This window comes from Yersinia sp. FDAARGOS_228 (assembly GCF_002073315.2).
In the GTDB taxonomy this organism is placed as follows: domain Bacteria; phylum Pseudomonadota; class Gammaproteobacteria; order Enterobacterales; family Enterobacteriaceae; genus Yersinia; species Yersinia intermedia.
Genome location: NZ_CP020409.2, coordinates 2,640,918 through 2,659,655 on the forward strand (window position 1 = coordinate 2,640,918; position 18,738 = coordinate 2,659,655).

Genomic DNA, 18,738 nt, shown 5'->3' on the forward strand with positions numbered 1-18,738 from the left:
CATTGCTTTTCTGTTTCCTAAGGTCTATCACTTAATTGTGGCTGCACATAAAGTGGTCACTGTTTTCTTTCCACCAGACCGAAAGATGAGGGAAACGAGGCATGAAGAGACAGAAAAGAGATCGCCTGGAAAGGGCATTGTCACGCGGATATCAAGCAGGTATTTCAGGGCGTTCAAGGGAAATTTGTCCCTATCAAGCTTTAGACGCCAGATCACATTGGTTAGGAGGTTGGCGACAAGCCATGGAGGACAGGGCTGTGACCGCTTAAGCGGCTCTCTGTCAGACTAAGGGATCACCTCCGCTTTATGCGCATATTGCGGAGGTTTTCATTTTTACTCTTCGTACTTGGCGCCGCAGCGTTGTTGGCTGCATTCGTTCACCCGAATCATTGACTGGTGTCAACTCATCGGGACTCACTCATTTGCCGTCTAGCTGCAACACCAATTACTTTGAGTAATACCAGTGTTACTTGGCGTCGCAGCGTTGTTGGCTGCATTCGCTCACCCGAATCATTGACTGGTGTCAACTCATCGGGACTCATATCAAACTATTCAATCCAGCGCTTTAGCAAGATACTCGCGTTAACGCCACCAAAACCGAAGCCATTTGACAGCGCATAAGTTATCTCATGAGGAAGAGCTTTACCTGCCACGATATTCAACCCCTCGGCCGCAGGATCCAGATTCTCCAAATTCAGAGTGGCTGGCACGATTTGATCACGCAACGCCAGTACCGTGAAGATGGTTTCCAATCCGCCAGCCGCTCCCAGCAAATGCCCGGTGGCTGACTTGGTTGAGGTAATGGCTAAGGTAGCACTCTCACCAAATAAGTGTTTAATCGCATTGATTTCACCGATATCACCCACCGGGGTTGAGGTTGCATGCGCATTAAGATGCTGAACTTGTTCCGGTTTAATTTTAGCCTGACGCAAAGCGATCTTCATTGCACGATATGCGCCATCACCGTCTTCAGCACCAGAAGTCATATGGTAGGCATCGGCACTGGTACCGTAGCCGACAATCTCCGCCAATGGTTGTGCGCCACGTGCGAGAGCATGCTCTAACTCCTCAATAATCAGTAAACCGGCACCTTCCCCCATCACAAAGCCATCACGAGCACTGTCGAAGGGGCGGGAGGCTTTTTCAGGTGTGCTATTAGAGCCGGTTGATAGCGCGCGGGCTGCCGCAAAACCAGCCAAACTGACCTTATCAATTGCGGCTTCAGTGCCACCACATAGGGCAACATCCGCTTCATCGTTGCGGATCATCCGCACTGCATCACCAATAGCTTGCACTCCCGCCGCACAAGCGGTGACGGGTGCGCCAATCGGCCCTTTAAAATGATGCTTAATAGAAACATGACCCGCAGCCAAATTCACCAAAAACGAAGGCACGGTGAAAGGGGAAAGGCGTTTTGGCCCACGAGTGTCGGTGGTGCGTACTGCATGAGCAATTGCTGGGAACCCCCCAATACCAGAACCAATTACCGTAGCGGTACGTTCCTGTTTTTCTGCATTGTCGGCATGCCAGTCGGCTTGGGTGATAGCTTCATCTGCCGCCGCCATCGCAAACTCAATGAAACGATCCATTTTCTTCTGATCTTTTGGCGCTACAGCTTTATCAGGATCAAAGCCTGCTGCTGAGTCTGCATCAAGTGTAGGAACTTGCCCACCAATCTTGGCTGGCAAATCACCGACAATCTCATCCGGCAGAACACGGATGCCGGATTGCCCTGCCAGCAGACGTTGCCAAACAGTTTCGCTACCACAGCCTAATGGGGAAACCATACCCATTCCTGTAATTACTACACGGCGCGTATTCATCGTTTTTCCTTTTGAGACTTAATTGAGTGGGACTGCTGACGGGTATCGATTGATTGTTTGCCATGCATCAGTGCCAACCGTTGATTAATTATATCGCTCTTGACGGAGCCTGCCGCAAGAGTGACATCTTGTGCCTGAATAGGTTGCCCGGTATTTCTGTCCAGTAAGATGGCCTCTACTGGATTTCCAGTACGGCGATCTGCGAGTATCACCGCAGGGCCAAGTGGCGCAAAATGCTGATTACCCCAGTGGAATAGTGCCGCCATCACGGGGAAGAAATCATTACCACGCTCAGTCAATAAATACTCATAACGGGCAGGGCGCGGATTATATAGTCGCTTCTCAAGGATCCCACTTTCCACCAGATACTTTAGGCGACGGGTGAGGATAGTGGGGGATAGCTGCAAACTTTGCTGAAATTCATCAAAGCGTGTTAACCCTTGAAAGGCATCACGGATGATTAATATGCTCCACCATTCACCGACGCGTTCAAGAGCGCGGGCAACCGGACAGGGCATATCTTCAAGACAGGTTCTTTGCATACCATTCCTCACATCATGATTGTGTTTTTGGCTGAGCATGGGCTGAAAATTAAAACCCAACAAGTGACTACACTTATTGTAGTCACTTGAGTTAAAAAAAATGCCTTTGGGCATCATTATTATGGTGCAGGGGAGTGACTGCCCCTGCACAGGGATAACAGAACAATATTTTAGAAAGTATTGGTATCTTTAAACAGACCCACTTTCAAGTCGGTGGCAGTGTAAATCACTTTGCCATCAACCAATACTTCACCGTCCGCGACACCCATAATTAATTTACGCATAATAACGCGTTTAAAATTAATACGATATGTTACTTTCTTGGCATCAGGCAGTATCTGGCCGGTGAATTTCACCTCACCGACACCCAGCGCGCGGCCTTTGCCTTCGCCACCTAACCAGCCAAGATAGAAACCAACCAATTGCCACATAGCATCAAGGCCCAGGCAACCAGGCATGACAGGATCACCGATAAAGTGGCAACCGAAGAACCATAGGTCTGGATTGATATCCAGTTCCGCTTCCACATAACCTTTGCCATAGGTACCGCCGTCTTCAGTCATCTTGACGACACGGTCCATCATTAACATATTGCCTGCTGGCAATGGTGGTCCGCCAGCGCCAAACAGTTCGCCACGGCCTGATGCTTCAAGGTCTTCTTTTGTATAGGATTCGCGTTTATCTACCATGTTCTCAGTAAGCCTTATTTTAGTGAAGTGCGCAGAATAGCGTACACCTGTACGCTGAGCAAGTCCGATCAGCCCTGGTTGAACCAGTTTAGCCAGCGTAATGGCCATGGCCAACGGTGTCTGTCCTGCGGATTAACCTGTGAGATTCGCTCTTGAATTATACCTAACAGGCTGGGTTGCTGCTCGTCGGCATACACCATACCTGTCAATAACGGTAGTGCTTCAGCGGCGCTATCAACGGCCCAGAGATGGAACTGACCATTTTGCACTGCCTCAACTACCGCCTGATTCAGGCATAAATGACGGACATTGGTCGTGGGTAGAATCACCCCCTGTGTGCCCGTCAGCCCGCGACGCTGACAAGCTTCGAAGAAGCCTTCGATCTTTTCATTCACGCCGCCAATAGGCTGCACATTACCAAACTGATCAACCGAGCCGGTGACCGCAATTTGCTGGTTTATCGGCTGCTGCGAAAGGGCGCTGATCAAGGCGCAAAGCTCGGCCAGTGAGGCGCTATCGCCATCGACTTCACCATAGGATTGCTCAAAAACAATCGAGGCCGAGAATGGCAGCGGCTGATCAAGTTCCAATTCCGAAATCAAGAATGCCTGCATAATCATCATGCCTTTAGCATGTAGATTACCGCCTAATTCCGCTTTACGTTCAACGTCAACAAATTCGCCGTCACCCAAGTGAACCACACAACTGATACGTGCAGGTTCGCCAAAGGCATAAGGGTGGCCTGGGTATTCCAGTACCGACAAGCCATTAATCTGGCCGACGACCAGGCCTTCGGTATCAACCAAAATCTGCCCTAGCTCAATTTCATCTTGCATCCGCTCGGCAAGATAACTATTGCGCCAGTCACGGGCATTCAGTGCAACTTCCAGCGCATTGGCGGTTATTGAGGCTTCTTCAGCATATAGCGCCGCTTCGGCTAAGTGACCGGTTAACCATTGCGGACACAGTGGCAGACTGCCCTGATCACCGCTGTAGCGCACCGCCTGACGAAACAGAACTGGCCAGGCATCGGCAGATAAGGATGGCAACTGCTTTCTTTGCAATAACGCATTGATATAACCACACCATAGGGTCATACCATCGATATCGACCAGTGGCAGTTCGACTTCGAACTCGCCATAGATAGCCAATTCCCCTAACTCGGGTTCCATATCGTGGAAATCGCCAAGGCCCAGACGGTCGCCAACAAGAATCAGGCGTAGGTCCAGTGGCATCGAGGGAATATGTACTGGCAGAGGGCGGGTTTCATCAGGTGACAACCAATCGAAGCGTTGCTGAACAATCATTTGTTTCAGGCGCAGCCACATCAGTGGTTGAGCTTGTAATGCCCGTACTGACAGGATCAATATGCCGCCATTAGCTTGATGAACCAAGCCAGGTTGCAGACTGATTTGATCTTTATGCCATCTAACACAACCAAACAGTTGTTCTGGTTCTACCCATTCCTGATAGAGGCAGCGTGAACGGGCCGCAAAAGGCTCGTCACCACGTTGTGCCGGCTGCCAGGTCACTAGGTTGCCATCAACCTGATAATCGCCACCAAACACGGCAGAGGCTTCAGGTTGCAGCTCTTTAACTACCTGCGCGATCAGTGCCAGATACTCAGTACTCTCCTGTGCTTTAATCAGCATAAAACGCGGTTGAGATTGAGGATGACAAAACAACGTCATGCCATTCTCTAACCGGGGCTGAATCGCCGAGAAAGAAACCGGCTCCAACTGGGAGGCCGTAGCAAATAACGCTTCATAAGGCGTTGTGTTCGGCAGTAGTGACTGCCATTCAAGTCGGTTATTGGTCAAAGTAATAGATGCAATCGTCAAAAAGGGAAAGGGCGATTATACAAGAATAAAGCAGGCTGCATATACGTAGAGTGGTAGTTGGTCGCAAGGAGTAAGACATCGGCAGTGTTCCGTACAAAAAACAAACTAATCATATGCTTTTAGTAGGGTGAAATTCTGCATAAAACTGTTATGCTTGATTTAAGTTACACGGTCACTAAAGAGCTCACGATGAAATATCAACAACTGGAAAATCTGGAAAGTGGTTGGAAATGGGCGTATTTGGTAAAAAAACACCGTGAAGGTGAAGCCATTACTCGCCATATTGAAAACAGTGCAGCTACGGACGCGGTAGAGCAGCTGCTGAAGCTGGAAAGTGAACCAGTAAAGGTGTTGGAGTGGATTGACGCACATATGAATATGCAACTGGCGACTCGGATGAAGCAGACTATCCGCGCCAGGCGTAAGCGCCATTTTAATGCCGAACATCAGCATACCCGCAAAAAATCTATCGATCTGGAATTTCTGGTTTGGCAGCGTTTGGCTGCTCTAGCCCGGCGCCGTGGCGGTACCTTGTCAGATACAGTGGTGCAGTTAATTGAAGATGCTGAGCGCAAAGAGAAATATGCCAACCAGATGTCATCTTTGAAACAGGACTTACAGGATATTCTCGGTAAAGAGATCTAACCTGTCTTGGCATGAATCTGATCAGAGATGAAGTAAACCCATTAATAATAGAGATATTAATGGGTTTACTATCATTAATGACAAAAAAAAACCCCGCAATGCGGGGTTTTTTACAAAAGGAGTAAACTTAAGCCTGTGGCTGAGTTACAACTTCTTTGTAGCCTTTAACTTCGATCTCTACGCGACGATCTGGTGCCAGGCACTCGATCAGAGCAGCACGTGGTTTCACAGTAGCACAGGTGCTACCAGTCACTGGGTTTGCTTGGCCTTCACCGCGAGCGGTGATTTTGTCAGCAGGGATACCTTTAGAAACCAGGTAATCACGCACGCTGTCAGCACGGCGCTGAGACAGAGCTAAGTTAGGAGCTGGTTGACCGATACGGTCAGCGAAGCCCAGAACAACTACAGAACCGTCTTTAGGATCGATAGAGCTCAGTTGTGCATACAGTTGGTCCAGAGCTTGCTGGCCTTCTGGTTTCAGAGTTGCTTTGTTGAAAGCGAACAGCACGTCAGACTTCAGAGTGAAACGCTTAGTGTCAACAACTGGAGCTGGAGCTGGTGCTGGAGCAACTACTGGTGCTACTGCATCATCTTGACCGAAACGGTAAGAAACACCCAGGCTCAGCATGCCGTTGTCTGGACGAGCACCAACGGTAGCTCTATCACCGATGTTGCTAACCCATTGGTATTCCATACGGGTTGCCCAGTTTTTGGTCCATGCGTATTCTGCACCCAGTGCTACCAGTGGAGAAACACCGGTGTCATGGTTACTAGAACGGGTATCAGTAGGAGCATCGTAAGCGCTAGAATCTGCACGCCAAACCATACCACCCAGACGGGTGTACAGGTCCAGATCTTGAGCAACAGGGTAGCTCAGTTTAGCAGCCAACTGTACGCCTTGTGCTTTGAATGCGCCGTTATTTACGTCGCCTTTGTAAGGCATACGGCCAAGCCAGTCGTATCCCATTTCAAAGCCCAGGTATTGGTTTGCTTGGTAACCCAAGAACGCACCAGCACCCAGTTGGTTTTTATGGGTAGGACCATCGTTGCCAACGTCGCCATAGATACCGCCAGTGCCAGTATCTTGATACTGGGACCAGCCCAGTTTACCACCGGTGTACCAGGTGTTATCTTTCGGTGCGGCTTGCGCTACTGTAGCGAAACCAGCCAGTGCCACTGCTAATGCGATAGCTGTCTTTTTCATTTTACGCCTCGTTATCATCCAAATAGGCAATGAGCTTTAAAAAGCTAAGCCCTTGGTTAAAATTCTTCGCCAAGGTTTTAACGCTCCCGTTAATCACGCTGCCAGTATAATTTGGCGTTTTAGAGCAACCTTGGCGATGTAAAGTCTACAACGTGGCGAGAAAGTTACAAGTGTGATGTGATAAACCGCCTGAAAAAAAGGCGAAATAGTGCATTATCTTTAACGATTTAGCGGTAAAAACCAGCTTTTTAGGGGTGTTGTTTTTTGCTACAAGCCGCATTCCGACTCGCTTTATGCTGGTTTTGCAGGACTAAGCGCTAAATATTGTAATAATTCATGGGATAAATCCTAAATTTACTTAATGATACAAAGAAGAATGAATTTTTAACGTTGCGCACTGTCCTTGGTTCAGTTTTATGTCATTCAACGGACGCATAACAAACCCATAGGCATTCCCTAACTTTGCTGCTAAACGTAATCTAATCCGATCATTTTCTGACAAATCCGGTAGCCAACCAAGAACGACACTGTAGTTCCCCGTCAATAATGCCTTCTCCATTGCATCAACAGTCGACAATGGATTGATTTGCCTTAACTGAACAACTTTATCTACTGGTAACCCTGAATGCTGTAACCACACACGACTTAATTTCTGCTGTGGAGCCAGCCATAAAAGCCAGCGAGACTGCTTACCCAGTTGTTGTAATAAAGGAAGCAATAACTGGGTTACCGCAGGCTGGTTTTCACTGTACACAAGTTCACTGATAAGGCCACTATCTGTTGGAGCATCAACTCGTTCCGGTGTTTCACGGCTAACAAGGGAGTGATAATTAGCATGATAAGGTTTTAGTGATTGAGTACGCATTATGAACCTCGCCTGTAGTGTGCTGTATGTATATACAGTAGTCACTGTTCGTTCGAAGATCAACTAAATTTTTACAAGACGCTTCGCATAATTGTGATGTAAATACCTGCAAATTCATTTTGTGTTTGGCTAGGTAATCCATATTGCGTATTTTTTAATTGGTTGTTCCTCTTACACTTATTGCAATTGAATAGGGACGTTAGATCGGATTTTTACTAAAGGAGTAGTCATGGAAACCGCATCAGAAAACAAAATCATACAAGCGCAGGGGCGTTTTGATTTTTTAGGCAAGATCACAGTTCGCTCGCAATTTGGCGGATATGGGCTGTTGGCGAATGGCATTATGTTTGCTGTGGTTTCGGATGGTGAATTGTATTTACGTGCTAATAATAAGATAGAAAATCTATTTCGTAGTCGGGGGATGAGTAACCTTGTCTACGCTAAGCGTGGGTTACCGGTATTGCTGCGTTATTATTGGGTTGACTCTACGCTCTGGGAGGATGAGTGCACACTAAGTCATTTCGCTACGCGAGCTTATCAAGGGGCGAAAGCTGAGGTTTTAAGCAAAAAAGGACCAACAGTTCGTCTGAAGGATTTACCAAATCTCAGCGCCAGTCTTGAACGTCTATTGTGGAAAGTCGGTATCAAAAATGCGGCAGAGCTGCGGCGTGAGGGGGCCAAACGCTGTTATCTGAAATTACGTGCGTTAAAGTGCTCACTTGGGATTAATGTCTTATTGGCACTGGCTGGAGCGATAAGTGGCCATCATTATGCTGTGCTGCCCTTATTGATGCGTAGTGAGCTTATTGAATGGTTTGAAATACATATCCACTCGCCCAACATTACGCAGTTTGAAACAGCGTAAGGGGCCAATAGGTAAATGGCCCCAACCTTAATTAGCCTGGCCGATACGCCTATTGAGTTCGCTGAGTTCGGGTAACAGTTCAAGCAATAAACCTATTTGTTGTAAAACCAATTGGTCTTTGCTCTCCGGCTCAGGATTACAGTTCTGTAGCCGGGTAGATAAGCTGGCTAGCACCTGTGCCATTTTCGCACCGTCAGGCTGTTCTTGTTCAAGTGTACCCTCGACATAACAAATTGCGTCATTAAGCAGATTCAGGGTGGCGGTGTTGCTCAGTTTCTCACGATGAGCACCCAGCGCGGATATATAACTCAGCATAGTGTGGTTCAGGCAGAGCAATCGGAATGCTGCTTCCTGAGTTTCTTTGTCATTTTTAGGTTCAGCAGACATATTTGAAATCACTGAGGCTAACTCCGCGTCGCAATTATGTGCATCGCGGCGGGCTATACGGTAAGGCAGGCTATTATCTTTACCTTGATAGTATTGCACCAGAATTGCATCTAAATAGCGGCAGTTGGCACCCAGTGTTTTATGGACCACCGCAGGGAGCTGACGGAACTTCCAATCTGGCCAGATAAAACTCACCGCTACCCAGGCGATGGCGCAGCCTAACAGGGTATCAAATACCCGAGGCGCGGCAACTTCAAATCCTTCCCCTAATAGGTTAAAACAGAGCAAAACCAGTAGGGTAATAAACATTGTCGCATGAGCATACTGAACATTGCGGAAAGCAAAAAATAGCACGCCAGTAATGACAATAAGAATAAGTTGCCCTTCAATGGACGGCACAAAATAGAGGATAGGCAGGCCAATAAGGATACCCGCCAGCGTGCCAACTATGCGTAACGCAAGGCGGCGGCGTGTCGCATTATAGTTAGGCTGGCAGACAAAAAGGCTGGTTAACAGGATCCAATAGCCGTGGCGCATGCCAGTAAATTGAATAAACGCATAACCGAGACACAGCACCACTGACATGCGAACTGCGTGGCGGAAGAGTGCGGACTGTGGGGTGAGATGGCGGCTGATACGCAGCTTGATATCACTCCATCCGGTAATGTGGTCGTCAGACAGGCGGCTCTCAGGTTGCGGGCCTTCGGCTAATACTTGTTCGGATTCAATCCCCGCTAATTGGGCATCAATGGCCCGTAAATTTCTCAGTAAGTGGGAAAGGGCTTTAACTTGCGGGATATTCTCGTTTTGCGCGAGTTCTCTGGCCAGTGCCGCATCTAAAAAAGTAAAGGCTCGCTCGAAGCGAGGATCATGCTGATACTTTTGTCTCATCAGGATAGATTGCGAAAGTTGCAGGCAGGCTCTGGCTTGCATACTCAGTAAGCGCTGAAAGCGGAATAGGACGTCACTGTAACGAAATTTTTCTCGAAGAACCTGATATTGAACATGTGACGAGCTGGCCCGTTCATGAATATCTTGCGCGACAAAATAGTAGTGAAGTGTCCGCCTGGTTCCACGCTGGCCCCGGTCACCTTTCAGGCGAGTGACCAACGAGGCTTTGGCCTGATTCAAGGTTGATACCAGTGTGCCGTTGGCCATCGCAACATCAATAAGAGGCTGGTCGACATCTGATTCGATATCAGGATCGAAGAGATTAGCTTTTGCTTCCAAATAGTGAGCAAGCTGCTGATAGCAGCGGGCCAAATTATCCTGCAAGGGGCGGATAGGGAAAATAAGGTGCCCACACAAGGTCAGTACGTTATACCAAACGGCACCGAGCAGCAGTAATAGCGGCTGCTGGTACCAGATATGGTACATCGAGGTGCCTAGCATGGTGTAGATAGCGATGAGCAATGCACCAAAGGCAATGGTTGCATAGCGTTGTCCTAAGGCACCTAGCAGAATAAAACCACAGGTTGAAAAGGTTAGGCCGAAGGCAAAATACCAGGGATAAGGAAATAACAGCTCAATAGAGGCGGAGGCGATAAAAAAACAGATCAGCGTAATGAATAAATTACGTAACCGCCCAGCCAGGCGGTCATCAAGATCAGTCAGTGCTGCTGCGACGACACCAAGTGTTAGTGGAATGGTCAGTTTGGGCTGGCCAATCCACCACGGAACTGCCGTTACTCCCACCAACGCGATAAAAATACGGGCATGATAAAGCAGGCTACTATTGTAGACATAACGGCGTAAACCAGTGACGAAAGTGAGCACAAAAAACCTCTAAAACTGAAAATTCAGCGTTGCTGATATTGGCGTTTAGCGTTAGCCATTCTCGCTTGCTGCGCCATTTCGACTGAAACGACACGGCGGCCCACAGGCCACAAAGCAATAGCAGCAATTTTAAAATTGGCAATACCGACCGGGATCCCAATGATGGTTACGCATTGCACAATCCCAGTGACGATATGGGATAAACACAACCACCAACCAAATAAAATAAACCAGACAATATTCAGTAAAGAACCGCCAGCAGTTATCAGAGCATTACTTTTTTCTGGGTATAATTCATTGACATGGATCGCCTCATTGCCATAAGGCAGAAATGATAATTTGGTAATTTCCCAGCAAGAGCGAGTTAATGGTAAGGTAAAAATCAGAACGACACTGACGACTGTGGCTAATAGCCAGCCCAGTGTGGTGAAGAAACCACCTAAAACAAAATTAAGAATATTCAGTACAGTACGCATAGTGATTTATCTGCCTAGCTGAATAAAAAAACCGCAACGCGGGTGAGTGATAACAAATGCTAACCATTCTATACCAATAGGGCGGGTTAGTTTCCTTTGTCAACTATCGGATACCTGTTGTTTAAACTCAATTATTTTATTTACACTCCATGGTGTTATTTCAATTCACTTAATACGAGTTATGGCGCGCAGTTATGGAACTTAAAGCGACATCTTTTGGCAAGCATTTGGCTCAGCATCCTTACAATCGGGTGCGCTTGCTCAATGCTGGCATCGAAGTATGCGGTGATAAACATCAGTACCTGATTCCTTTTAACCAGTTGGTTAACATTGAATGTAAGCGCGGTATTGTCTGGGGCGAACTGGAATTTGAATTGCCAGACCAACAAGTTGTCCGTTTACATGGTACTGAATGGCAGGAAACTCAACGTTTCTATCAACATTTACTGGGCATCTGGCAGCAATGGAGTGAAGAGATGAGCCTGGTTTGTGTTGAGGTTTTACATAAACAAGTGGAATCAATCAAGCGAATTGAACAACAGGATAAATGGTTTAAGCGCAGTGAGTTAGGGTTGGTGCAGCAGTCCATCCGTGAGGCTTTCGCCTCATTACCGGTACCGGTACAGCGCTTAACCGAGTTTGAGTCCTGTCGTGCAGACTATGAGCTTTGTTTGCGCTGGTTGCAGCAAGGCAGTCGCAGTGTGGAGCGCCGGAATCAACAATGGACCAACCGAATGTTGGAGGAGCATCAAGATTTCTTCCAAAGTGTAGAAGCCTCTCCTCTAAATGAATCGCAAAGCCGTGCGGTGGTCAACGGCGAAGACGCGGTATTAGTTCTGGCCGGTGCCGGGAGTGGTAAAACATCAGTGCTGGTGGCCCGTGCTGGTTGGTTGTTACGCCGTAATGAGGCATTACCAGAGCAGATTTTACTGCTCGCATTTGGCCGCCAGGCGGCTGATGAGATGAATCATCGCATTAAGCAACGGTTAGCTGTGGATGATATTCAGGCTAAAACCTTCCATGCACTGGCATTGCAGATTATCCAGCAAGGCAGCCGTAAAACGCCAATAATCAGTAAACTGGAATCAGATAGTCAGGCCAGAAGGTCGTTACTGATTAAAAATTGGCAACAGCAGTGCAGTGAGAAAAAAGCGCAGGCTAAAGGGTGGCGTGAGTGGCTAACGGATGAGCTTGAGTGGGCGGTTGATGAAGGTGAGTTTTGGCAAGATAAACGCTTGGCAGCCAGATTGGCGGGGCGGCTGGAGCGTTGGTTAGGGCTGATGCGAATGCACGGTGGCAGTCAAGCCGAAATGATTGAGCAAGCTGATGAAGAAGTGCGTGATCTCTTCCAAAAGCGTATACGCTTAATGGCTCCACTATTGAAAGCGTGGAAAACGGCGTTGAAAGAAGAAGGGGCGGTTGATTTCTCTGGTTTGATCCATCAGGCAGTTAACTTATTGGATAAAGGGCGTTTTGTCAGCCCGTGGAAGCATATTCTGGTTGATGAGTTTCAGGATATCTCACCACAACGCGCCATGTTGTTGGCAGCTCTGCGCAAACAAAATAAACAAACCTGCCTGTTTGCAGTAGGTGACGATTGGCAGGCGATTTATCGGTTTAGTGGCGCCCAGCTTTCTCTCACCACGGCTTTTAGCCAGCACTTTGGTGAAGGGGCGGAATGTGCCTTGGATACCACCTATCGTTTTAATGACAGGATCGGTGAAATTGCGAACCGGTTTATTCAGCAAAACCCACATCAATTGAAAAAGCCACTTAACAGCTTGAGTAAAGGTAACAAAAAGTCAGTCATTATCTTGCCGGACCAACAACTTGAAACGCTGCTGGATAAATTAAGCGGTTTTGTTAAGGATGATGAACGTATTCTGATTTTGGCCCGCTATCATCATTTGCGGCCTGAGATTTTGCAAAAAGCGGCAACGCGCTGGCCAAAACTGACGATCGATTTTATGACTATTCATGCTAGCAAAGGGCAGCAGGCAGACTATGTGATTGTTGCCGGTTTGCATGAAGGAAATGATGGTTTTCCAGCAGTTGCACGGGAATCAATTCTGGAAGACGTTCTGTTACCGGCACCGGAAGATTTCCCCGATGCGGAGGAGCGGCGTTTATTGTATGTCGCAATAACGCGTGCGAAGCATCAGGTCTGGTTACTGCAAGATACAGCCAAACCCTCTATTTTTGTTGAGCAACTTAGTGAGTTAGGTGTTCCAGTTCAGCGTAAACCCTAGCGGGCTATCGTCCAATACATTAAGCCCGGTGGTTTGGTCTGACCCATAATGTAGCACCGGGCTTAATGCTTATTTCAGTCGTTGTTTTAAGTAATGATCATAATCAGGGATAGCGATAGTGACTTCGCGGCTGAACAAGGTCGAGCCAATTAAGAAGTCTGCGGTAGAACGATTGGTGGCGACTGGAATATTCCAGACTGTCGCCAGACGTAGTAGGGCTTTCACATCGGGATCATGCGGCACAGCATTAAGCGGATCCCAGAAGAAAATCAAAATATCGATTTTTTTCTCAGATATCAGCGCACCCACTTCTTGATCTCCCCCCATTGGGCCACTGAGCAGACAGTGAACGTCAATGCCGGTTGCGTTTTGTACCAGATTCCCAGTGGTACCTGTCGCATAAAGTTCATGCTGTGACAAAAGTTGTTTGTTTTCCATAACCCATTCCAGCAGCGATTTTTTGCAGTGGTCGTGGGAAACAAGGGCAATATGCTTGCGTACCGCAATAGTGCGGGTAGTCAGTTCCATCAAAATATCCTTCAATAAATGCCAGCGGTTTGCTAACAGATTACTGAAACAGAGATTTTGTGCATAGCGGTAACGTAAAGAAATGCGAGGAAACAAGCATAACCTGATGTTTAAGAACCGCCTTATCGTCAACGGATTATTTAGCCTGCTTTTTTTTAGCCCATAACAGAAAACGTTGTTGAGTTTCGGTGTTAGCTTGCAAGAACCAATATTGCAGCATCTGTTCGGCAATATTCTCACCTTGCAGACTGGTGGTGTTCTGTGTGGTATTCGTGCCCGCCACAGCAATTGTGGTCCCCGGCACCGCACTCACCGTTGACGGCGGGATGGTGGCAAAAGAGGGGACTGAGGCACTGAATTGCCCAACATTATAAGTGGCCATAGCCTTTTCAAGTGTGGTCGCCGTGTTGAGGTTTTCCTGATGTAATACATCGTGGCGCACAGATAGCGGGCGGCCGTTATCGCCAATGAGCTGATACACTGGGTTCTTAGAAAATTTATTCCCATCTCGTTCGGTATCAATTGCTGGCAATTTTATGGCGACAGAACGGACGTTGCGGGTATTAAACACCACTACTAATGGCGGAGAGGCGTACAACACTTTCGGGTCGGCTGGGAGTGGTTTAACCACTTTAAACAGGATTTGATGCTGGCCGCTGTTTAACTCCAGGCTATCGGCACCTTTTAGTAAGGAACCCGACATATTTTTCCCATCGACCACCAACAGGTCAATTTCCGGCGCGAGTTTTAAGGTCGTGGCTATCGCTGAAGCACTACAGCAAACGGCCAGAATCCCTGCAACCACCAGACCAAATTTCATGTGCTGCTCCTGAGGGTGATATCCGCGTACATTGTCAGACAGGCTAGATTATGTGTCAAAGTCTTTCCGTTCGCCCACACTTATTTACTTTTTGACATATTTAGTATAAATGTGGCGTTTTTATCCTGATGAATTATAAGGATAAAACCCACATTCTAACAGTACTTACTGCTATATCCCTTAAATCCAATCGGCCTGACCGCATTTATGATCCTTTTTTCGCATGATGTACACTTAGAGGATCGCCTAATATTGGTGGTATCCATCCGGCAGCAAGTGGATTGGGATATTCTTTTAGCGCATCAGAGGAACTGAAAAATGCACGATAAAGACATTGCTGATATTCTCCAACAGGTAAAAACAATTGCATTAGTCGGGGCGAGTGATAACCCATCGCGGCCAAGTTATGGTGTTATGGCTTATCTGCTACAGCAGGGGTATCAAGTCACGCCTGTTAGCCCTAAGTTGGCGGGGAAATCATTATTGGGCCAGCACGTATATGCGGAACTGGCAGATATTCCTCATGCTATCGATATGGTGGATGTTTTCCGTAATGCCGAGGCCGCATACGGCGTCGCGCAAGATGCTATTGCTATCGGTGCCAAAGTTTTATGGCTGCAAATTGGTGTGATTAATGAGTTGGCAGCCACGCTGGCGGCAGATGCAGGGTTAAAGGTAGTGATGGATCGGTGCCCGAAGATTGAAATACCGCGCCTGGAATTAGAAAAACAGTGATACAAGGGCGCGGCTTAATTTGGCGATAAAAAACCCGGCAATCAATGCCGGGCTTTATCAGTAATTAGTTGCGCAAACGCGGAGCCTGTAGCTGATGGCGGATGGACGCCGCCAGTTCATCCAATGAAGGTTGCTCTGGGTGAGCATCCATATCTTCATAGGTTAGCTGTGCTTCAGCTAGATAGGTATGTATCGGTTGCCCCTCATCATCCTCAATAACCACGTGATACCAAGGTGACGAACGCAACATATCGTTATTTGCGACCTCATCAGGTTCCGGTGGCTCAAGAGAATATTCAGGATCGATATCAATCACCACACCCAAATAGCCGTGTAGGCTGTGGCGGACCTGCTGCCCAATACCAAATTTGCTGGCGATCATGATAACCTCCTGAGAAACATTACTCTGCCTTCTATATGAGGGCAGTGTAGGGCATTTCAAGTCATACTATCCGGCACGCGAACCCTTTTAGGTACAGACCTTCTGGATATGTCGCGATAACCGGGTGATCCGCTGCCTGACGGAACTGTTCTATAAATTGTATATCATGCCCTGCATCTAACGCAGCATCGGCCAAAATTTTCTGGAATAAATCTGTTGGCATCAAACCGGAGCAGGAGAAGCTTAACAAGATCCCCCCTGGGCGCAGTAATTGTATCGCTAACATATTAATATCTTTGTAGCCCCGACATGCACTAGCCAACTGACTTTTGTTCTCCACAAACTTCGGTGGGTCCATAATGATCATGTCAAATTTTTCCCCTTGCGTGCGGTAATTACGCAGCAATTGGAACACATCATCCCGAATGAATTCGGTTTTGCTCAAATCCAACTGGTTGAGTTCAATGTTTTGTTTGGCTATATCCAGCACGGCTTGTGACGTATCAACGCTGATAACTTGCTTACAATCCCCCATCAGCGCCGCGACAGCAAAGGCACCGGTATAAGAGAAGCAGTTCAGAACACGGCGACCATCGGCGTAGTTACGCGCCGCAAGGCGGCTATCGCGCTGATCCAAATAAAACCCTGTTTTATGGCCCTGCTGAATATCAACCAACAATTGCATGCCGTTTTCAGTGATTGGCAGTAGCGCAGGGGGCATTTCACCACTGATGGTCCCTTGCGTCAGGGGTAAGCCCTCTTTTTTGCGCACAGAGACATCGGAGCGGTCATAAATAGAGCATTCCGGGTAGCAATGTTGTAAGGCGCTAACCAGCGTTTCCCGCTGATATTCAGCGCCGGCCGACAGTAACTGCAATACCAGAAAGTTCTGAAAGCGGTCTATGGTAATACCTGGCAAGCCATCAGACTCACCGGCGATCAGGCGATAGCCGTTCAAACCATCACGCTTTGCCAGCCAGTCACGCCAGCTCTGCGCTTGCTGTAGGCGGCGGATGAAGAACTCGCGGTCAATAACTTCATCTTGTTGGAACGTCCAGACTCGTGCCAGAATTTGTGATTCAGGGGAGTAGGCGGCACGCGCCAGCCATTTACCCTGGCTATCAAGGATATCGAGGGTTTCGCCAGGTAGGGCAGTTCCCTCAAGGCGCTGAACGGCCCCAGAGAAGATCCATGGATGGCGACGAAGTAAGGATTTTTCACGTCCTTTGGCAAGAATCAGGCGTACGGTCATAATTAGGTTGCTGCCAGCTAGGAAAAAAGAGCGGTATTGTCGGAGTATGAGCCGGAAAATGCAAATAATCACGTAGATGGGGAGTCGATATGCCAAAAGTATGCACTGCTGCCTATGTTTATGGTGTTGTTCAGGGAGTGGGTTTCCGCTATAGCACGCAACGTCAGGCGCAAGAGTTAGGTGTGACGGGTTACGCTAAAAATTGTGATGATGGCAGTGTGGAAGTGGTGGCTTACGGTGAGCAACATGCGGTTGAACACCTGCTAGAGTGGATTAAACAAGGAGGGCCGCGCGGCGCGCGGGTGGATCGCCTGCTGACGGAACCTTATCCGACCACCGCGTTTGAGAAATTTAACATTCGCTATTAACCCACGAGCGGTGCCGGAGCAGAGCTATCCGCCGTTAAATATGGCTATCTGCGGTTAAATACATTTAACCGGCTTTGGTAACCCTGCAATTTTGGTTGCTTGCTTTGCTGGCCCTTTGGGGAATAAACGATACAGATATCGGCTATTACCTTTTTCTTCGCCATATTTTTGTGCCATGGCCTTTACCAGCATGCGGATCGCGGGTGATGTATTGAACTCTTGATAAAAAGCACGCACAAAGCGCACCACTTCCCAGTGCGGTTCAGTGAGTATAATCTCTTCCTGTTCAGCCAGTATTGGCGCTAAAGCTTCGCTCCAGTCGGCGCTGTTTTTCAGGTAACCCTGTGCATCGGTATCAATAACCCGGCCTTCAAACTCCAACATACAACCTCGGTAATCCAGTCAATAAAACGGCTGCTAATTTAGCAAATATTTTCCACTACCCCAAAGAAGTCTCTGCTGTTATTCGGCGAGGTGTCATCTGTGAGGGAGTAAATAAACAGGCTGTTGTACGGCTAATGGCCAGTTAGCATAAGGGATGACGATAAATTCAGCACTCGACAATCAGCTAGCGGATTTTTTGGGCAATTAAGCACAAACAGGCTTTACAAGCAGCAGCGCTCTGTTTATAGTTCGGCTCGTTGCGGAGGGGTGGCCGAGTGGCTGAAGGCAACGGTCTTGAAAACCGTCGACGGGTAACCGTTCGAGAGTTCGAATCTCTCCTCCTCCGCCATCACTTCTCTTTTTCTCCTTGTTTCCCCAGTTTTTTATCCAAAAGAAAATTATTCAGTATGCCATCTGAGATGTTACATCTCATCCGTTGTTATCAGATAAATTTGCTTGAGATTGGCATAGGTAATGTCAGCGCTGTAGGTAGTCCCCACACCCAGCGGATATCGGCGGTTACGATGTTAAGGCCAAAACGGATCGGCTAACCATTTCGCAATGGCTATCAGCTCATTTTTATCGAGTACGGCTGCTGCGTCAAAAATATCAAAATGATTACCGTTAGAGCCGAGCCAGAGAGATACAAAAAATTGTGCCATGATTTGCTCTCCGTGGCTCATTGTGGTTATCGCAGTATTCAACTTTCTGACATTCAAATCCATTTTCTCCCCGTCCCAAAATGCCGCAAAACGGGGGTATACATTGATGAGATCATGGAACTTACGGGTATCGTCAGTTATATAATCGGTGCGGAGGAGCGAATCCATCATAATGCCTCTTATTATCATAATTTTAAAAATAGCCTGGTAATTGTTCTACGAATTCACTCAAAACGTCTTTGATA

20 protein-coding genes and 1 tRNA gene are annotated in these 18,738 nt (G+C 47.7%); 7 read left to right on the forward strand and 14 right to left on the reverse strand.

Going from position 1 to position 18,738, the window contains the following annotated elements; all coding sequences use genetic code 11:
• The first annotated feature begins 101 nt into the window (after positions 1–101).
• Positions 102–269, forward strand: coding sequence for a ribosome modulation factor (gene rmf, locus A6J67_RS12075; RefSeq protein ID WP_005170911.1), 168 nt, complete (start codon positions 102–104; stop codon positions 267–269).
• A 279-nt stretch (positions 270–548) separates the two neighbouring features.
• On the opposite strand, the gene fabF is transcribed toward rmf, so the two are convergent.
• From fabF to A6J67_RS12095, 4 genes are all read right to left on the reverse strand, one after another.
• Positions 549–1,823 carry a beta-ketoacyl-ACP synthase II gene (fabF, locus tag A6J67_RS12080; RefSeq protein ID WP_105165833.1) on the reverse strand — a complete coding sequence of 425 codons (1,275 nt, stop codon included), beginning with the start codon at positions 1,821–1,823 and terminating at the stop codon, positions 549–551.
• On the reverse strand, positions 1,820–2,365 hold the full coding sequence (locus A6J67_RS12085; RefSeq protein WP_032906219.1) for a winged helix-turn-helix transcriptional regulator: 546 nt from the start codon (positions 2,363–2,365) through the stop codon (positions 1,820–1,822). Before A6J67_RS12085 ends, fabF begins: the two co-directional genes overlap by 4 nt.
• A gap of 170 nt (positions 2,366–2,535) precedes the next feature.
• The gene (gene fabA, locus A6J67_RS12090; protein ID WP_005184607.1) at positions 2,536–3,054 is read right to left on the reverse strand and encodes a bifunctional 3-hydroxydecanoyl-ACP dehydratase/trans-2-decenoyl-ACP isomerase; all 519 of its coding nucleotides are present in this window, start codon (positions 3,052–3,054) and stop codon (positions 2,536–2,538) included.
• A gap of 68 nt (positions 3,055–3,122) precedes the next feature.
• Positions 3,123–4,874, reverse strand: coding sequence for an AAA family ATPase (locus A6J67_RS12095; RefSeq protein ID WP_042568214.1), 1,752 nt, complete (start codon positions 4,872–4,874; stop codon positions 3,123–3,125).
• Positions 4,875–5,084: 210 nt separating this feature from the next.
• On the opposite strand from A6J67_RS12095, the gene matP reads away from it, so the two are divergent.
• Positions 5,085–5,540, forward strand: a complete 456-nt coding sequence (gene matP, locus A6J67_RS12100) for a macrodomain Ter protein MatP (protein ID WP_042568213.1) — start codon at positions 5,085–5,087, stop codon at positions 5,538–5,540.
• Between the two features lie 127 nt (positions 5,541–5,667).
• Here the strand turns inward: matP and ompA are convergent, their stop codons facing one another.
• Both ompA and sulA read right to left on the reverse strand, forming a co-directional pair.
• Complete coding sequence (gene ompA / locus A6J67_RS12105) at positions 5,668–6,744, reverse strand: porin OmpA (protein WP_005184601.1); 1,077 nt, start codon at positions 6,742–6,744, stop codon at positions 5,668–5,670.
• Positions 6,745–7,102: 358 nt separating this feature from the next.
• Complete coding sequence (gene sulA / locus A6J67_RS12110) at positions 7,103–7,609, reverse strand: SOS-induced cell division inhibitor SulA (protein WP_005184600.1); 507 nt, start codon at positions 7,607–7,609, stop codon at positions 7,103–7,105.
• Between the two features lie 229 nt (positions 7,610–7,838).
• Here sulA and A6J67_RS12115 point away from each other — a divergent pair, with 229 nt between their 5' ends.
• Positions 7,839–8,474 (forward strand): TfoX/Sxy family DNA transformation protein, encoded by a 636-nt coding sequence (locus tag A6J67_RS12115; protein WP_042568212.1) that lies wholly within the window; start codon positions 7,839–7,841, stop codon positions 8,472–8,474.
• Positions 8,475–8,501: 27 nt separating this feature from the next.
• On the opposite strand, the gene yccS is transcribed toward A6J67_RS12115, so the two are convergent.
• Both yccS and A6J67_RS12125 read right to left on the reverse strand, forming a co-directional pair.
• Entirely contained in the window at positions 8,502–10,637 is a 2,136-nt protein-coding gene (yccS, locus tag A6J67_RS12120; RefSeq protein ID WP_042568211.1) for a YccS family putative transporter, read from the reverse strand.
• Between the two features lie 23 nt (positions 10,638–10,660).
• On the reverse strand, positions 10,661–11,113 hold the full coding sequence (locus A6J67_RS12125) for a YccF domain-containing protein (protein ID WP_005184597.1): 453 nt from the start codon (positions 11,111–11,113) through the stop codon (positions 10,661–10,663).
• Positions 11,114–11,307: 194 nt separating this feature from the next.
• Between A6J67_RS12125 and helD the strand changes: the two genes are divergently transcribed.
• The gene (helD, locus tag A6J67_RS12130; RefSeq protein ID WP_042568210.1) at positions 11,308–13,362 is read left to right on the forward strand and encodes a DNA helicase IV; all 2,055 of its coding nucleotides are present in this window, start codon (positions 11,308–11,310) and stop codon (positions 13,360–13,362) included.
• A 69-nt stretch (positions 13,363–13,431) separates the two neighbouring features.
• Here the strand turns inward: helD and A6J67_RS12135 are convergent, their stop codons facing one another.
• Both A6J67_RS12135 and A6J67_RS12140 read right to left on the reverse strand, forming a co-directional pair.
• Complete coding sequence (locus A6J67_RS12135) at positions 13,432–13,890, reverse strand: methylglyoxal synthase (protein ID WP_032906145.1); 459 nt, start codon at positions 13,888–13,890, stop codon at positions 13,432–13,434.
• 136 nt (positions 13,891–14,026) lie between these two features.
• Positions 14,027–14,710: a DUF2057 family protein gene (locus A6J67_RS12140; RefSeq protein ID WP_005184591.1), complete on the reverse strand. Its 684-nt coding sequence runs from the start codon at positions 14,708–14,710 to the stop codon at positions 14,027–14,029.
• Between the two features lie 318 nt (positions 14,711–15,028).
• Here A6J67_RS12140 and A6J67_RS12145 point away from each other — a divergent pair, with 318 nt between their 5' ends.
• Positions 15,029–15,445, forward strand: coding sequence for a CoA-binding protein (locus tag A6J67_RS12145; RefSeq protein WP_042568209.1), 417 nt, complete (start codon positions 15,029–15,031; stop codon positions 15,443–15,445).
• Between the two features lie 64 nt (positions 15,446–15,509).
• Here A6J67_RS12145 and hspQ read toward each other — a convergent pair whose 3' ends face one another.
• Together hspQ and rlmI are read right to left on the reverse strand one after the other, a co-directional pair.
• Positions 15,510–15,827 carry a heat shock protein HspQ gene (gene hspQ, locus A6J67_RS12150; protein WP_005184587.1) on the reverse strand — a complete coding sequence of 106 codons (318 nt, stop codon included), beginning with the start codon at positions 15,825–15,827 and terminating at the stop codon, positions 15,510–15,512.
• A gap of 61 nt (positions 15,828–15,888) precedes the next feature.
• On the reverse strand, positions 15,889–17,079 hold the full coding sequence (gene rlmI, locus A6J67_RS12155) for a 23S rRNA (cytosine(1962)-C(5))-methyltransferase RlmI (protein WP_050297101.1): 1,191 nt from the start codon (positions 17,077–17,079) through the stop codon (positions 15,889–15,891).
• 89 nt (positions 17,080–17,168) lie between these two features.
• On the opposite strand from rlmI, the gene yccX reads away from it, so the two are divergent.
• Positions 17,169–17,447, forward strand: a complete 279-nt coding sequence (gene yccX / locus A6J67_RS12160; RefSeq protein WP_042568207.1) for an acylphosphatase — start codon at positions 17,169–17,171, stop codon at positions 17,445–17,447.
• Positions 17,448–17,501: 54 nt separating this feature from the next.
• Here the strand turns inward: yccX and tusE are convergent, their stop codons facing one another.
• On the reverse strand, positions 17,502–17,831 hold the full coding sequence (tusE, locus tag A6J67_RS12165) for a sulfurtransferase TusE (RefSeq protein WP_005184582.1): 330 nt from the start codon (positions 17,829–17,831) through the stop codon (positions 17,502–17,504).
• Positions 17,832–18,092: 261 nt separating this feature from the next.
• Between tusE and A6J67_RS12170 the strand changes: the two genes are divergently transcribed.
• Positions 18,093–18,180: transfer RNA gene (locus A6J67_RS12170), tRNA-Ser, on the forward strand.
• Between the two features lie 178 nt (positions 18,181–18,358).
• Here the strand turns inward: A6J67_RS12170 and A6J67_RS12175 are convergent.
• Positions 18,359–18,664, reverse strand: coding sequence for a hypothetical protein (locus A6J67_RS12175; RefSeq protein ID WP_050074559.1), 306 nt, complete (start codon positions 18,662–18,664; stop codon positions 18,359–18,361).
• Between the last annotated feature and the right edge of the window lie 74 nt (positions 18,665–18,738).

What these genes read in the sequence shown, in the direction of transcription:
- tusE (WP_005184582.1), bottom strand. Translation starts at nt 17,831, where the DNA reads ATGTTGGAGTTTGAAGGCCGGGTTATTGATACCGATGCACAGGGTTAC.
- rlmI (WP_050297101.1), bottom strand. Translation starts at nt 17,079, where the DNA reads ATGACCGTACGCCTGATTCTTGCCAAAGGACGTGAAAAATCCTTACTT.
- matP (WP_042568213.1), top strand. Translation starts at nt 5,085, where the DNA reads ATGAAATATCAACAACTGGAAAATCTGGAAAGTGGTTGGAAATGGGCG.
- hspQ (WP_005184587.1), bottom strand. Translation starts at nt 15,827, where the DNA reads ATGATCGCCAGCAAATTTGGTATTGGGCAGCAGGTCCGCCACAGCCTA.
- helD (WP_042568210.1), top strand. Translation starts at nt 11,308, where the DNA reads ATGGAACTTAAAGCGACATCTTTTGGCAAGCATTTGGCTCAGCATCCT.
- A6J67_RS12140 (WP_005184591.1), bottom strand. Translation starts at nt 14,710, where the DNA reads ATGAAATTTGGTCTGGTGGTTGCAGGGATTCTGGCCGTTTGCTGTAGT.
- ompA (WP_005184601.1), bottom strand. Translation starts at nt 6,744, where the DNA reads ATGAAAAAGACAGCTATCGCATTAGCAGTGGCACTGGCTGGTTTCGCT.
- rmf (WP_005170911.1), top strand. Translation starts at nt 102, where the DNA reads ATGAAGAGACAGAAAAGAGATCGCCTGGAAAGGGCATTGTCACGCGGA.
- A6J67_RS12125 (WP_005184597.1), bottom strand. Translation starts at nt 11,113, where the DNA reads ATGCGTACTGTACTGAATATTCTTAATTTTGTTTTAGGTGGTTTCTTC.
- fabF (WP_105165833.1), bottom strand. Translation starts at nt 1,823, where the DNA reads ATGAATACGCGCCGTGTAGTAATTACAGGAATGGGTATGGTTTCCCCA.
- A6J67_RS12175 (WP_050074559.1), bottom strand. Translation starts at nt 18,664, where the DNA reads ATGATGGATTCGCTCCTCCGCACCGATTATATAACTGACGATACCCGT.
- fabA (WP_005184607.1), bottom strand. Translation starts at nt 3,054, where the DNA reads ATGGTAGATAAACGCGAATCCTATACAAAAGAAGACCTTGAAGCATCA.
- A6J67_RS12085 (WP_032906219.1), bottom strand. Translation starts at nt 2,365, where the DNA reads ATGCAAAGAACCTGTCTTGAAGATATGCCCTGTCCGGTTGCCCGCGCT.
- sulA (WP_005184600.1), bottom strand. Translation starts at nt 7,609, where the DNA reads ATGCGTACTCAATCACTAAAACCTTATCATGCTAATTATCACTCCCTT.
- A6J67_RS12145 (WP_042568209.1), top strand. Translation starts at nt 15,029, where the DNA reads ATGCACGATAAAGACATTGCTGATATTCTCCAACAGGTAAAAACAATT.
- A6J67_RS12135 (WP_032906145.1), bottom strand. Translation starts at nt 13,890, where the DNA reads ATGGAACTGACTACCCGCACTATTGCGGTACGCAAGCATATTGCCCTT.
- yccX (WP_042568207.1), top strand. Translation starts at nt 17,169, where the DNA reads ATGCCAAAAGTATGCACTGCTGCCTATGTTTATGGTGTTGTTCAGGGA.
- A6J67_RS12115 (WP_042568212.1), top strand. Translation starts at nt 7,839, where the DNA reads ATGGAAACCGCATCAGAAAACAAAATCATACAAGCGCAGGGGCGTTTT.